Raw genomic sequence first — 13,629 nt, 5'->3', positions numbered from 1 at the left:
AAATGTGGGGGCTGGCTTGCCTGCGATGCAGGCACCTCTGCACATCAGGCACACCGAGTTGATGCCATCGCAGGCAAGCCAGCTCCCACAGGGTTATGCGGTGTTCAAATAATCCGGCCATCCCAGGCCACCGTCACATGCCGTGGCAACTCGCGTCGGTGCTCCAGCAGCCACGCATCCAAGGTGTGCCCCACATGGGTCAAAACGCCCAACTGCGCACCCGTCTCCTCAATGCTCTGCAACGCCAACGTCAGGTCATTGTGGTTACGCGGCGCTTGCGGCTGCGGCGGCATGGAGCAGTCGAGCACCAACACGTCCAACGGCTGCCGTTGCAACCAGGCCAGCGTGACCGGCGGCAAACCCACCGTGTCGGTGAGGTAGGCGATGCGCCGCCCCTCGCCTTCCAGCAGATAACCCAAGGTCGGTTTTGAATGTTGCAACGGCAATGCAGTGACGCTCAGCTCACCAAACTGCCGTGTTTCAAACTCGGCAAACGGCTGGCTGAAATCGAGGATGCCTGGATGTTTGTAGAGGTCGGACAAACCCTCCGAGTCGGCGGGGCCGTGTACCGGAATGATCAAGCCCTGGCCCCAGCGCAGGTGCAACAAACCCTGCGCATGATCGGCGTGATAGTGCGTCTGCAAAATCCCGTTGAAGCTGCGTGGCGGGAAGCGTTCACAGAGGTCGGGCAAGCCGCTGTCGATCAACCAGCGCTGCTCGCCGCACTCGATCAACGCGCTGCACGGGCGGCGGCGCAGGCTGGCGTCGCTGCGCGCCAGACCGCACGCCGCGCACTCGCAGCCATACACCGGAACCTGCCGCGCATCACCGGTGCCCAGTAAGGTCAGGCGCATGCCGTGTGCCCGTGATCGAGGCAGCACAGCAAGCGCTCGACGGTGTTTTCCAGCGGGCCGGAATTGTCGAGCACAAACAACCCGGCGCCATTACCCGCGATCAAATCGGCGGTGAACCGCGCATTGCGCGCCAGGCGTTCCTCGATATCGGCCTGGGACTCGCGCCCGCGCGCCGTCAGGCGCTGGCGCAATACGGCCTGATCCACCGTCAACAGCAGCACCAGCAAGCCCGGATAGCGCTCACGGGTTTGCGCCAGGTGCGCGCGCGAACCATTGACCAGCACATCGTCCCCCGCCGCCAGCCATTCGTCGATGGCCTTGGGAATGCCATACCACAAGCCATTGGCCTGCCAACTGAGGGCAAACGCGCCCTCGGCCAGCAGCGCGTCGAACTGTTCCGGGCTCACCCCTTGTGCGGCCTCGCCCACCGCTTCCGGCGAGCGGGTGATCACCCGGCGCACAATGCGGCAGCCGCGCTCGGCCAAGCGTGGGCGTGCGGCATCCAGCAGGCTGTCCTTGCCCGAACCGGATGGCCCGATGAGATAGATCAACCTGCCTGCCATCAAAACACCCTCTTCGCTTGTCGCCAGACTTGTTGCACCACAGGAAGCCCCTCGCAGCGGCGGGCTTGCACCAAATCCGCCCGCAGGCCAATGGCAATTTCACCGCGATCATTGAGGCCCGCCGCTTGTGCAGGCGCCAGGCTGATCATCTTGACGGCCCGCGACAGGTCGCCGCCGTCCTGTTGATCGGCCAGCACAAACGCCGCCTGCAACAGGCTGGCCGGGTAGTAATCACTGGAAAGTATATCCAGCAATCCCTCGGCAGCCAGGCCGGCGGCGGCCACATTACCCGAGTGCGACCCGCCGCGCACCACGTTCGGCGCGCCCATCAGCACTTTCATGTTCAGCGCCTGGCAGCCCTTGGCCGCCTCAAGCGTGGTGGGGAATTCAGCAATGGTCATGCCATAGCCCGCCGACTCCTCCACATGCGCCAGCGTCGCGTCGTCATGGCTGGCCACCGACAGGCCGCGTTCCAGGCAATGCGCAACAATGGCGGCGCGATAGCGGTCGCTGTATTGCTTGGAATTGGCCATTTGCAGCACGATAAACGCGTCCATGGTTTCGTCGTTGAGGTGGTACTTGCCCATGTAGTACTCACGGTACTTGGATTCGAGCACGAACTGTCGCTGGCCCGGCGAATGGTCCATCACCGACACCAGGCGCACCAGCGGGTTTTCCACCAGGTCGCGGAACACGCTGAGGGTGTCCGGGTGGCACAGCTCGCAGCGCAGGTGCAGGTGGTGTTCGGCGCGGGTCAAGCCGGCGTCTTCAGCCTGGGCGATCGCGTCGAGCATCGCCGGCAGCTTTTTCATGCGGTTGCCCTTGGGGTTCACATCGCCGATGGACACTGCGTCGAACACTGTAGTGATCCCCGCCGCGATGATTTGCGCATCATGGCTGAGCACCGCCGAGATCGACGGCCAGTCCACGCCGGGGCGCGGGGTCATGTGTTTTTCCAGGTTGTCGGTGTGCAGCTCTACCAGGCCCGGCAGCAGGCAATCGCCGCCCAGGTCCTGGGCCTGGGGCAACTGGCTGCGGCCTTCGGCGAGGTCGACAATCTTGCCGTCGCGCAGCACCACCGTGCCCAGGAACATGCGCTCAGCCGTGACGACCTGGGCATGGGTGAGGATCTGTTCAGCGGGCATGGGCGTATTCCTCTTGGGCGACGGGCGATGGGGTCATGTCGAAATGGCGGTCGGCGACCGCTTCACGGGCGGCGCGGTCGTGGAAGATGCCGATCAGCGCCGCGCCGGCGGCCTTGGCTTCGTTCATCAGTTCCAGCACCACCTGGCGGTTGTTGTCGTCCAGGGACGCGGTAGGTTCGTCCAGCAACATCACCGGCCAGGCGACCATGAAGCCCCGGGCGATATTGACGCGCTGTTGTTCGCCACCGGAGAACGTGCCGGGCGCCAGTTGCCACAAGCGCTGCGGGATGTTCAGACGCGTAAGCAACTGTTCGGCGCGGGCTTGCGCATCGGCCTTGGCCCAGCCACGCGCCAGGGCCTGCTCCATCACCACGTCCAGGCAGGCCACGCGGGGGATGACGCGCAGAAACTGGCTGACGTAACCGAGGGTCTGCTGACGCACCTGAAGAATGTCACGCGGCTCGGCGCCGACCAGCTCCAGCCACTCACCGGCATGCTGCACACGAATACTGCCGCCCGCCGGCAGGTAGTTGCCGTACAGGGTGCGCAGCAAGGTGCTTTTCCCCGCGCCGGACTGGCCATGCAGCACCAGGCACTCACCGCCCTGCACACTGAACGCCACACCGCGCAACACGTTAAGCACCACGCCGTGTTGCTGATGCAGGGTGAAGGTTTTCGAGAGGTCACGGACCTCGATCAAGGCATTCATCATGGCTGCAATACCGAAGACACCAGCAGTTGAGAGTAAGGGTGCTGTGGATCATCGAGGATCTGGTCAGTGAGCCCGGTTTCCACCACATGGGAGCGGCGCATCACCATCAGGCGGTCGGCGAGCAAACGCGCAACGGCCAGGTCGTGGGTGACGATCACCACCGCCAGATCCAGCTCACGTACCAGGCCGCGCAACAGGTCGAGCAGGCGCGCTTGCACCGACACATCCAGGCCGCCGGTGGGTTCGTCCATGAATACCAGGCGCGGGCTGGAGACGAGGTTGCGGGCGATTTGCAGGCGCTGCTGCATGCCGCCCGAGAAGGTGCGCGGCAAATCGTCGATGCGCTGCGGGTCGATTTCCACCTGGCCGAGCCAATCCAGACCGGCGCCGCGCAGTTGCGCATAGTTGCGCACGCCTTGGGCCATCAGGCGCTCGCCGATGTTGGCGCCGGCCGACACGCCCATGCGCAGGCCGTCCCGTGGGTTCTGCTCGACAAAGCCCCACTCGGTGCGCAGCAAGGTGCGGCGCTCGGCTTCACTGGCGCTGTACAAATCCAGCCATTCGCCGTCCTTGCTGCGATAGCCGATGCTCCCCGCTTGCGGCGGTAAACGGCCGCTCAACAGCGAGAGCAAGGTGGACTTACCCGAGCCGGACTCGCCGACAATCCCCAACACTTCACCCGGGTAAAGATCAAAGCTGACGCCCTGGCAGCCCTTCTCCGGGCCGTAAAGCAACGACAGGTCACGTACTTGAAGCAAAGGCTGGCTCACTGGTTGTTCTCCTTGACCCGTTGGGCGCAATACCAGGTGTCGGAACACACAAAACTCTGGGTTCCCGCGTCGTCGAGAATCAGCTCGTCGAGGAAGGAATCGTGGCTGCCGCAGATGGCGCAGTTGTGTTCCCACTGCTGCACTTCGAACGGATGGTCTTCGAAGTCCAGGCTGGTGACCTGGGTGTACGGCGGCACCGCGTACAGGCGCTTTTCGCGACCGGCGCCGAACAGCATCAGCGCCGGGCTCATGTCGAGTTTGGGGTTGTCGAATTTGGGGATCGGCGACGGGTCCATCACGTAGCGCTCATCGACCATCACCGGGTAGGCGTAGCTGGTGGCGATATGGCCGAAGGTGGCGATGTCTTCGTAGAGTTTGACGTGCATCACCCCGTAGTCATTGAGGGCGTGCATGGTGCGGGTCTCGGTTTCCGAGGGTTCGATAAAGCGCAGCGGCTCGGGGATCGGCACCTGGTAAACCATGATCTGACCGGCCTGCAGCGCCGTTTCCGGGATGCGGTGGCGGGTCTGGATCACGCTGGCGTCGGGCGTCGCTTCGGTGGTGGCAACCCCCGCCGTGCGGGCGAAAAAGCGCCGGATCGACACGGCATTGGTGGTGTCGTCGGCGCCCTGGTCGATCACCTTGAGCACGTCATCATCACCGAGGATCGCGGCGGTCAATTGCATGCCGCCGGTGCCCCAGCCGTAAGGCAACGGCATTTCGCGGCCGCCAAACGGCACTTGGTAACCGGGAATCGCCACGGCCTTGAGCAAGGCGCGGCGGATCATGCGTTTGGTCTGTTCGTCGAGGTAGGCGAAGTTGTACGCCGGGTCGCGCACAGCCGGTAGGGTCAAGTCATTCATGGCGGTTGCCCTCGGCCGGTTGGCGCAGTTTGCGGATCAGTTCCAGCTCGGACTGGAAGTCCACGTAGTGAGGCAATTTGAGGTGCGAGACAAAACCCGCCGCCTCGACGTTGTCGCAGTGGGCCAGCACAAACTCTTCGCGTTGGGCCGGTGAGACGACTTCTTCGTTGTACTCCCCGGCGCGCAGCGAGCGGTCGACCAGCGCCATGCCCATGGCCTTGCGCTCGGCATGCCCGAACGCCAGGCCGTAACCACGGGTGAACTGCGCCAGCTCAGTGGCCGAGCCGACAAATTGGTTGACCATCTCGCACTCGGTGACTTCGATGCTGCCCAGGCAGATGGGAAAGCCCAACTCTTCGGGGTCGATCCACACCTCGACGTCGCCGATGCGAATCTCACCGGCAAACGGGTGGTTGCGGCCGTAACCGCGTTGGGTCGAGTAGCCCAGCGCCAGCAGAAAACCTTCGTCGCCACGGGCCAGGGCTTGCAGGCGCTCGGCGCGGCTGGCCGGGTATTCCAACGGGTCGCGGGTGATGTCGGCGACGCTGGCGTTGTCGTCGGCTTCGTTTTTGATCAAACCTTCTTTGGCGAGCAAACCGAGCAACCGAGGGCAGGCGTCAATTTGCGCATCCTTCGTGGTCTGCGGGCCTGGGTATTGACCTTCGGCCAGCAGCGAAAAATCCAGCAGGCGGTGGGTGTAGTCGAAGGTCGGGCCGAGCAGTTGGCCACCGGGCACGTCCTTGAACGTGGCCGACAAACGTCGGCTCAAGCACATCTGCGACGTATCAATCGGCAGGCTCGGGCTGAAGCGCGGCAGCGTGGTGCGGTAGGCGCGCAGCAGGAAGATCGCCTCGACCAAATCCCCTGCTGACTGCTTGATCGCCAGCGCAGCCAGCTCTTCGTCGAACAACGAGCCTTCGGTCATCACCCGCGCCACCGCCAGCGGCAATTGCTCGCGGATTTGCCTCACGCTGAGTTCAGGAATGGCGGTATCGCCCCGGCGTTTTTTCGCCAGCAGGCGGTGGGCATTGTCGATGGCCTGTTCGCCACCTTTGACGGCTACGTACATCAGGCGTGCTCCTGTGCAATACGGCTGCTGCGCGGCAGGCCGATCAGGTGGTGGCCGGCGGTGAACACCAAGTCCAGACCACGCGGGAAGGCTTCGCGGCGTTGGCGCTCTTGCCAGAAGGCTTGCGGCACCGGCAGGTTGACCAGGCGCTGGGTTTTGATCCCTGGGCCGCGCCAGTGCAGGCCGCGACCGGACTCCAGGTCGGTAAGTTGAACCAGCAAGGTGCAGGACTGATCCGGGTAACGGTCGTTGCCGTGGTCGAAGCCGCCGAGGTCGAGCAGGTCTTGCTCGCCGAGCAGCGCGAACACCGCGTCTTCGCGTTTATCGGTGAGCGGGCAACCGCAGTGGAAGGCCAGGTTGGCGCGGATCAGCGGCGTGTCGAAGCTCGGCGCCAGCCACAGCGGCGTGTCCATATCCAGCAGGGCCAGGCACAGCGCGTAGGTGGCGGGCGCCAGGCCGTCGAGGCGTGGCGCGGACGGCAGATGCTGGATCAAACCGGGTTCGGCCAATGCCTTGAGGGCCGCACGAAAACCACGCTGGGCATCCAGCACCGGCTCGACAAACGCCGGTTGCAACAGGTGAGCGTTCATCAGTTTTCTCCTCGCACCAGGGTGAAGAACTCGACCTTGGTGGCAGCGGTGTCAGCTTCTTTTTCGGCGCGGCGTTTGGCTTGGGCAGTGGCCAGGGAGGTGATCAAGTCGCTGAGCCACAGGCTCGGTTGCGTGCCTTGCAGATGGGCGTCCGCCAACGCGGCCAACTCGGCATGCAGCTTGTCGCGCCCGGCCAGGTAGCTGTAGCCGGTGCGGCCGTCGGCCAGGCGCACCACGCAGCGGGTCACGCTCATTTCACCGACGTTGAAGGCTGCGCCGTCACCGCCCATGCGCCCGCGTACCAGGGTCATGCCGATTTCCGGGGCGCGGATCAGTTGGTATTCGGCGTCCTTCAAGGCGGCCTCAAAGGGTTGCAGTTCATTGAGCTGGGCGCGGGCTAATACGCCGATCCAATGTTGTCGCGGGGACACACTCATCATTCAAGTCACCACTTGGTACTGGAAGCGATCCGAACGGCTGGTGGACTGCGCCAGCTCCACCGGGCGGCCATCGCGATCGCAGGAAAGGGTAAACACCGTGAGGGCCGGCAAGTGCCGAGGCATCATCAGCAGCGCGGCTTCATCACGGTTGGGCAAACGCGCACCGATCAGGCTTTGGGTGCGGGTCAGCGGCAGCGCTCGTTCACGCAGGTACTGACGCAGGGAGCCGCCGTTGTAATCAGCCAGCAATGGCGCACGGCTGGCGCAGTAGCGATGACGGATCAGGCTGACGGGCTGGTGATCAAGCTTGCGCAGGGTTTGCAGCTCGATCATCGGGGCCATCTCGGCGATGCCCAAATGCTCGGCTTCGTCGCGGCTGGCGTAGCAATAGCGGCGCTTGAGCAACACCGCCTGCACGCCGACGCCCTGGGCCGACAGCGATTGGCTGTAGGAGGTCTCGGCGCCCATCGAGTAAATCAGCGGGCGGTCGAGCACTTGAGTGCCCTTGCCCTGACGGCGCAACAGGCTGCCTTCAAACACCAACTCGTCGATGGCGCGGCGCAAGGTGTGGCGGTTGACGCCAAAGCGCTCGGCCATGTGCACCTCGCCGGGCAGGAAGTCACCGGCCTGGTAGCTGCTCAATTCACGGCGCAAAATATCCGCGAGTTCGCGGTACACCGGCTCATCTTGTCTAGACAACTGCATGCTTAAAAAAAGCGCCGCGCGGGCACCCCTCAGGCGTCAGATGAACTGCTTGCGCAGGCGTTGGGACAGCACGTCGATACAGCTCACCACCACGATGATCACCAGCAGCACCGCGCAGGTTTGTACGAACTGGAAAGCGCGAATGTTTTCCCAGAGGATCACGCCGATTCCGCCGGCGCCGACCATGCCCACCACGGTGGCTGAGCGCACATTGGCTTCGAAGCGATACAACGCGTAGCTCACCCACAGCGGCATCACTTGCGGGATCACGCCGTAGATCACTTCCTGCAGGGCACTTGCACCGGTGGCGCGCACGCCTTCTACCGGGCCTGGGTCGATGGCTTCGACGGCTTCGGCAAACAGCTTGGCGAGCACGCCGGTGGTGCTGATCCACAAGGCCAATACACCGGCAAACGGACCGAGGCCGACGGCGACCACGAACAACATCGCGAAGACCATTTCATTGATGGAGCGGAAGGCATCCATCACGCGGCGCAGCGGTTGGTGGACCCACCACGGGGTGATGTTGTCGGCGCACAAGATGCCCAGCGGCACCGAGCAGACGATGGCCAGCACCGTGCCCCACAGGGCGATTTGTACGGTGACGATCATCTCCTTGAGGTAGGAGCGCCATTCGTGGAAGTCGGGCGGGAAGAAGTCGGCGGCGAAGGTCGCCATATTTCCGGAATCGCGGTACAGCGCCAGCGGGTTCATCTCGGCGCCGTGCCAGGCCCAGGCCAGCAGGACCAGGAACAGCCCCCAGCCGAGGTATTGCGGCCAGGTTCTTTTACCCACCGCTTCAGCATGTAAAGTCGTCATGGTTGTCCTCGATCAAAATGTGGGAGCTGGCTTGTCGGATCGCCGCACCGTTGCGATAGCGGTCTGGCAGTTACAAATGTGTTGGCTGATACACCGCAATCGCGGGCAAGCCCGCTCCCACATGAATCCGGTTCCTACTGGGGTTAGCCGTTTGCTGCGGTCTTCTTGTCCAGCTCGGAGATGCGCTGTTGCAGCTTGGCCAGGTCAGCATCGATGTCGGCGAGCTTCTTGGCCTTGTCGGCTGCCTCAAGCTTGTTGTCGGCACTGATGGTGGTGCGCTGCTTGAACAGCTCCAACTGGCGGATCGGCAAGAGCTGGTCGTCGTTGGAGGCGAGGAACTTGCCCAACTGCATGTTCTTCAACACCGCCTTCTCTTCATCGGTGTCGCCGTAGTGGGCGAAGAAATCACGGATCTTGGTTTTCTCGCTGTCCGTCAGCGCCTTGCTCCACACCATCGGGTCGGCCGGAATCAGCGGCGATTTCCAGATCACCTTGAGCATTGCGGCTTTGTCCGGCTGGGTGACTTCCAGGCGGTCCCAGCTTTCGGTGTTGAAGGTGGCCACGTCCAACTGCCCCTTGGCCACGCTGAGTGCGTTGACTTCATGGCTGGAGTTGAGCGTGCGTTTGAACGCGGTGGCGGCATCCACATGGTTCTTGGCGAACACGTAGTAGCCCGGCACCAGGTAGCCCGAGGTGGAGTTCGGGTCACCGTTGCCGAAGGTCAGGTTCTTGGCGTTCTTGAGCATGTCGTCGACGTTGTTGATCGGGCTGTCCTTGCGCACGATCAGCACGCTCCAGTAACCGGCGGCGCCGTTGGCGGCGGCGGTCTGGGCGAAGATCTCGCCGTTGGAACGGTCCACGGCTTCCATCGCCGCCTTGTTGCCCAGCCAGGCCACGTCGACCTTGTTAAAGCGCATGCCCTGGATCAACCCGGCGTAGTCGGAGGCGAAGGTGGCGTTGATGGTCAGGCCTGTTTTCTTGTGCATGTCATCCAAAAACGGCTGCCAGATGCTCTTGAGGTTCTGCGAAGACTCGGTGGACATGATGCCGAAGTTGATGGCTTTGTCGGCAGCCTGGGCAGTGCCCATGGCGGCGCCGGCCAGCAACACCGCAGACAGAAACACTTGGCCGATACGGTTCAACATGGACGGGATTCCTGTGGGTCGTGAGTAGGGTTTCAAGCGCGCGCCATGGCCAGCCGAGGCGTGGCGACGGCTGTGCGGGTGTGGTCGGAAAACATCAGGCTGGTGTCGACGTCGGCACCGTACAAATCGTTGAGGAACTGGCTGCTCATGGCGCTGCCCTGCCCGTCGAAATGAATGCGGCCGCCTTTAAGGGCCACGGCACGCGGGCAATAACGCATGGCGTAATCGACTTGATGCAGGGTCACCACCACGGTCTTGCCGTCGCGGCGGTTGATGTCGGCGAGGATCTCCATGACCTTGCGCGCCGACTCCGGGTCCAGCGAGGCAATAGGCTCATCGGCGAGGATGACTTCGGCGCGCTGGGTCAATGCACGGGCAATCGCCACGCGCTGCTGCTGGCCGCCGGACAAGGTCGAAGCACGCTGCCCGGCCAGGTCGGCCAAGCCCACGCGGGCGAGGGATTCGAGGGCAAAGGCTTTTTCCTCGGCATTGAACAAACCGAGGTTGCCGCGCCAGCGTGGCATGCGGCCCAGGCAGCCGAGCAATACGTTGTCGAGCACGCTCAGGCGGTTGACCAGGTTGAACTGCTGGAAGATGTAGCCGATGTCTGCGCGCAACCGCCGCACCTTGCCATTCAAGCGCCCACTGGCCTGCACCTCCCGGCCCAACACCTTGACGCTGCCGCCGTTGCTCTTGTCGCAACAGGCCAGGCCCGCCAAATGGCGCAACAACGTGGACTTGCCGGAACCGGAAGCGCCAATCAGCGCGACCATCTCACCTGCGGCAATGGTGAGTTCGAGGTCGACCAATGCGGATTTCTTCGCAAAGGTCTTGTTCAAGTGATCGACATGGATAGCGTGAGTCATGGGCTTCTCTGTCTGGTTTGAACAGCCCCACAAGGGCTGCGGTTGAGTTCAAACGACAGTAGGCGCGGGAGGTGTCAGTGCTATTACTTGCACATGACTGCCGGGCGGCGGTTTGATGAAGGTTTTGTGAAAGGTTGGATGCGACCCTGAGAGGTCTTGTTGTGGCGAGCAGGCTTGCCCTGCGTTGGGCTGCGCAGCAGCCCCAATAAGACCACCGCGCTTATTCAGGCAGAACGCGTCCTCAGGTTTTAGGGCCGCTTCGCAGCCCAACGCAGGGCAAGCCTGCTCGCCACAGGGGATTGGCTTGCCTTAAGGTATTCAGTGTTGACCGATCGTTCCCACGCTCTGCGTGGGAATGCCGCCTGGGACGCTCTGCGTCCCGAAGCAGGCGAAGGTTTGCGCAACGGTGACGCAGAGCGTCACGGGATGCATTCCCACGCAGAGCGTGGGAACGATCGGTAGCCTGCGTATGGCTCTCTCTTCTTAGCAGCCCTCTTGTTAGGACATGCCCTACACAGATTTCGGGTTGCGTCCGAACATAGCTCACCGCTAACCTTCTCGAGTCGTTGCAAAATCAACGACCGGGTGTGGAAGCCCGAATGATCCAGGCGCCTTAGCGCCCACAGAAGTGAGCGCTTTTTTCATAACTCACGGAGTATCCGTATGAAAAAAGTAACGCCTAACCCAATATCGTCTACCCCGGATGAAACCTCACAAGCCACAAAGAACATCATCTTCACCGTCCGCCCCGGCCTCAGTACCGAAGTTGCCTTGAGCAATGCCAGCGAGATGCTGGAATCGGCGACGGTGTGTGCCTATGACTGTGCCGAGCATTTGGACGGTTCAAGCCGCAAACAGGTGCTGGCGGTGGTGCAGATGGTTGAGATTGCGCAGTTGTTGGTGGATCAAGCGCTGAATCGGGAGTGTCCCGTGGCCTGATGGCTGAGGCGATCTAGTGTGGGAGCGTACATCAGGGGATATTTGCGTCACGCACGCGCAGTCGCGGGGTGACGAAGTCCAGGAAGGCGCGCACTTTCAACGGCAATGGCGCCTGCCCTTTATGCACCAGGCTGATGGGCAATGCCGCTGATTCATAGGGCTGCAACACCACCTGCAAATCACCCTTTTGCACTGCGTCCGCCACTTGATACGACAGCACTCGAATCACGCCAACACCCAGTGTTGCCGCCGTGATCGCCGCTTCCGCCGTGTTTACCGACAGCCGCGAATGCACGGGCACGGTCTGTTGCGCTTTACCCGCCCCAAACACCCAGGCGCCCACCGAGGACAGCACTTCAAAGGTGATGCAACTGTGGTCCGTCAGCGCCTGCGGCGTGGTCGGTTCGCCATGGGTTTGCAAATACCGAGGGCTGGCACACACCACCCGCCGCACCGTGCCGACTTGCAGCGCCTTGAGCGAACTGTCCGGCAGGTCACCAATGCGCACGGCCACATCGCACTGTTCTTCCATCAGGTGTACTACGCGGTCGGTGAGCATCAGGTTGACGCTGATCTCGGGGTATTGCGCCAGAAACTCCGCCACCACCGGCACGATATGCAGGCGCCCGAACACGATGGGCGCGGTCACCGTGAGCTCGCCTTTGGGCACGGCATATTCGCCGGTGGCGGCCCGTTCGGCTTCGCCGATCTCTTCGAGAATCCGCCGGCACGCCGCCAGATAGGAAGCGCCCACGTCCGTCAGCGACAACTGCCGCGTGGTGCGGTGCAGCAGCCGGGATTTCAGGTGAGCTTCCAGTTCCGCGACTTTACGGCTGACGGTGGCCAGCGGCATGCCCAACTGGCGCGCAGCCGCCGACAGGCTGCCCGCCTCCACCACCGCAACAAACACCGACATCGATTCAAGACGGTTCATAACGCCCTATCATTTTTTGGAAGGATGATTCCCGATCCTAGGGGATTATCGACATAAACGCGACTGCGTAAGGTTGGCGACTCATCCCCCAGCGACATGAGGCAAACGCCATGACATCCGAGAATGCACCGCCGCGAGGCAAGATCATCATGATGGCGGTGATCGCCGGCGCGGTGGTCACCAACATTTACTGCACCCAGCCGGTGCTGCCGTTGATCGCCTCGGACATGGGCGTCGCAGTGTCGACGGTCAACCTGGTGGCAGGCGCGGCCTTGCTGGGGTTTGCCACCGGGTTGGCGTTTTTATTGCCCATGGGCGACCGCTTTGATCGGCGCAAGCTGGTACTCGGGCAGATTGCGCTGGCGTTCTGCTTTGCCTTGGCGGCGGCTTTTGCGCCGAGTATCTGGGCGTTGATCGGCGCCTCGTTCGGGCTGGGCGTGGTGTGTTGCGTTCCGCAGCAACTGGTGCCCTTTGCGGCAGTGATGTCGCAGCCCCACGAACGCGGGCGCAATGTGGGCACGGTGGTCAGCGGGATCATGTTGGGGATTTTGCTCGGCCGCACCATCAGTGGTGTGGTCGGTGAGGCGTATGGCTGGCGGGCGGTGTACGCCATGGAGGCGGCGTTCATGATCCCGGTGTGGTTTATCGCGGCCAGGCTACTGCCGGCGGGCGTGCCGAGTACGAACCTGTCCTACCCTCGGCTGCTGGCATCGCTGTGGCCGTTGATGCGCGATAACAGCCCGATTCGGCAATCAATGATGGTGCAGGCGTTGTTGTGGGCGTGCTTCAACGCGTTTTGGGTGAATTTGGCCGGGTTGCTCGCCAATGGACCGTGGCAGCTGGGCAGTGCCTGGGCCGGTGGTTTCGGGATTATCGGCGCAGTGGGTGCGTTCGCAGCGTCGTATGGCGGCCGGGCGGCAGACAAACTGGGTTGTCGCAAGGTGATCGGGGCCAGCGTGGGGATTGTGACCTTGGCGTTTTTGCTGCTGGCAGGGGCGCAGACCTCGCTGATCTTGCTGGTGCTGGGCGTGATTGTGCTGGATATCGGTGTGCAGGCCGGGTTGGTGGCCAATCAGACGCGGGCGTTTGCGGTGGACCCCAAGGCGCAGGGGCGGATTAACAGTTTGTATATGACCGCGACGTTTGTGGGTGGAGCGGTTGGGGCGACGGTGAGTGGGTGGTTGATGGCGCAGTTTGGTTGGGTGGGGATTGTGG

General features: G+C 62.8%; 16 protein-coding genes. 2 read left to right on the top strand and 14 right to left on the bottom strand.

The window, feature by feature from the left end; all coding sequences use genetic code 11:
- Window positions 1-104 precede the first annotated feature (104 nt).
- From phnP to phnC, 13 genes are all read right to left on the bottom strand, one after another.
- A complete protein-coding gene (phnP, locus tag GIW48_RS15085) occupies window positions 105-854 on the bottom strand; it encodes a phosphonate metabolism protein PhnP (protein WP_236461850.1) in 750 nt (249 codons plus the stop codon).
- The gene (phnN, locus tag GIW48_RS15080) at window positions 845-1,417 is read right to left on the bottom strand and encodes a phosphonate metabolism protein/1,5-bisphosphokinase (PRPP-forming) PhnN (RefSeq protein WP_236461853.1); all 573 of its coding nucleotides are present in this window, start codon (window positions 1,415-1,417) and stop codon (window positions 845-847) included. Before phnN ends, phnP begins: the two co-directional genes overlap by 10 nt.
- The gene (locus GIW48_RS15075) at window positions 1,417-2,562 is read right to left on the bottom strand and encodes an alpha-D-ribose 1-methylphosphonate 5-triphosphate diphosphatase (protein WP_236461856.1); all 1,146 of its coding nucleotides are present in this window, start codon (window positions 2,560-2,562) and stop codon (window positions 1,417-1,419) included. Before GIW48_RS15075 ends, phnN begins: the two co-directional genes overlap by 1 nt.
- Window positions 2,552-3,271, bottom strand: coding sequence for a phosphonate C-P lyase system protein PhnL (gene phnL, locus GIW48_RS15070; protein ID WP_236461869.1), 720 nt, complete (start codon window positions 3,269-3,271; stop codon window positions 2,552-2,554). Before phnL ends, GIW48_RS15075 begins: the two co-directional genes overlap by 11 nt.
- On the bottom strand, window positions 3,271-4,080 hold the full coding sequence (gene phnK, locus GIW48_RS15065) for a phosphonate C-P lyase system protein PhnK (protein WP_171045849.1): 810 nt from the start codon (window positions 4,078-4,080) through the stop codon (window positions 3,271-3,273). The genes phnL and phnK overlap by 1 nt, the downstream gene beginning before the upstream one ends.
- The gene (locus GIW48_RS15060; RefSeq protein ID WP_099549044.1) at window positions 4,041-4,907 is read right to left on the bottom strand and encodes an alpha-D-ribose 1-methylphosphonate 5-phosphate C-P-lyase PhnJ; all 867 of its coding nucleotides are present in this window, start codon (window positions 4,905-4,907) and stop codon (window positions 4,041-4,043) included. The genes phnK and GIW48_RS15060 overlap by 40 nt, the downstream gene beginning before the upstream one ends.
- The gene (locus GIW48_RS15055) at window positions 4,900-5,976 is read right to left on the bottom strand and encodes a carbon-phosphorus lyase complex subunit PhnI (RefSeq protein WP_236461859.1); all 1,077 of its coding nucleotides are present in this window, start codon (window positions 5,974-5,976) and stop codon (window positions 4,900-4,902) included. Before GIW48_RS15055 ends, GIW48_RS15060 begins: the two co-directional genes overlap by 8 nt.
- A complete protein-coding gene (gene phnH, locus GIW48_RS15050) occupies window positions 5,976-6,566 on the bottom strand; it encodes a phosphonate C-P lyase system protein PhnH (protein ID WP_138451751.1) in 591 nt (196 codons plus the stop codon). The genes GIW48_RS15055 and phnH overlap by 1 nt, the downstream gene beginning before the upstream one ends.
- Window positions 6,566-7,003 (bottom strand): phosphonate C-P lyase system protein PhnG, encoded by a 438-nt coding sequence (gene phnG / locus GIW48_RS15045; RefSeq protein ID WP_099490085.1) that lies wholly within the window; start codon window positions 7,001-7,003, stop codon window positions 6,566-6,568. Before phnG ends, phnH begins: the two co-directional genes overlap by 1 nt.
- Window positions 7,004-7,006: 3 nt before the next feature.
- Window positions 7,007-7,711 carry a phosphonate metabolism transcriptional regulator PhnF gene (phnF, locus tag GIW48_RS15040; RefSeq protein ID WP_169985717.1) on the bottom strand — a complete coding sequence of 235 codons (705 nt, stop codon included), beginning with the start codon at window positions 7,709-7,711 and terminating at the stop codon, window positions 7,007-7,009.
- A gap of 36 nt (window positions 7,712-7,747) precedes the next feature.
- Complete coding sequence (phnE, locus tag GIW48_RS15035; RefSeq protein ID WP_017136208.1) at window positions 7,748-8,530, bottom strand: phosphonate ABC transporter, permease protein PhnE; 783 nt, start codon at window positions 8,528-8,530, stop codon at window positions 7,748-7,750.
- 143 nt (window positions 8,531-8,673) lie between these two features.
- Window positions 8,674-9,675 (bottom strand): phosphonate ABC transporter substrate-binding protein, encoded by a 1,002-nt coding sequence (gene phnD, locus GIW48_RS15030; protein ID WP_099549047.1) that lies wholly within the window; start codon window positions 9,673-9,675, stop codon window positions 8,674-8,676.
- A gap of 32 nt (window positions 9,676-9,707) precedes the next feature.
- Window positions 9,708-10,541 (bottom strand): phosphonate ABC transporter ATP-binding protein, encoded by an 834-nt coding sequence (gene phnC / locus GIW48_RS15025; protein ID WP_017136206.1) that lies wholly within the window; start codon window positions 10,539-10,541, stop codon window positions 9,708-9,710.
- A gap of 663 nt (window positions 10,542-11,204) precedes the next feature.
- Between phnC and GIW48_RS15020 the strand changes: the two genes are divergently transcribed.
- Window positions 11,205-11,480, top strand: a complete 276-nt coding sequence (locus GIW48_RS15020; RefSeq protein WP_138454414.1) for a DUF6124 family protein — start codon at window positions 11,205-11,207, stop codon at window positions 11,478-11,480.
- Between the two features lie 31 nt (window positions 11,481-11,511).
- Here GIW48_RS15020 and GIW48_RS15015 read toward each other — a convergent pair whose 3' ends face one another.
- Window positions 11,512-12,414 (bottom strand): LysR family transcriptional regulator, encoded by a 903-nt coding sequence (locus tag GIW48_RS15015; RefSeq protein WP_236472910.1) that lies wholly within the window; start codon window positions 12,412-12,414, stop codon window positions 11,512-11,514.
- A 110-nt stretch (window positions 12,415-12,524) separates the two neighbouring features.
- Between GIW48_RS15015 and GIW48_RS15010 the strand changes: the two genes are divergently transcribed.
- The coding region (locus tag GIW48_RS15010; protein ID WP_236490671.1) for an MFS transporter at window positions 12,525-13,629 on the top strand (1,105 nt) is incomplete at its 3' end.

This window comes from Pseudomonas sp. PA-6-3C (assembly GCF_021605825.1).
Classification (GTDB): domain Bacteria; phylum Pseudomonadota; class Gammaproteobacteria; order Pseudomonadales; family Pseudomonadaceae; genus Aquipseudomonas; species Aquipseudomonas edaphica.
The sequence above is the reverse complement of the archived record's forward strand: the minus strand, read 5'-3'. Positions and strand labels throughout refer to the sequence as shown.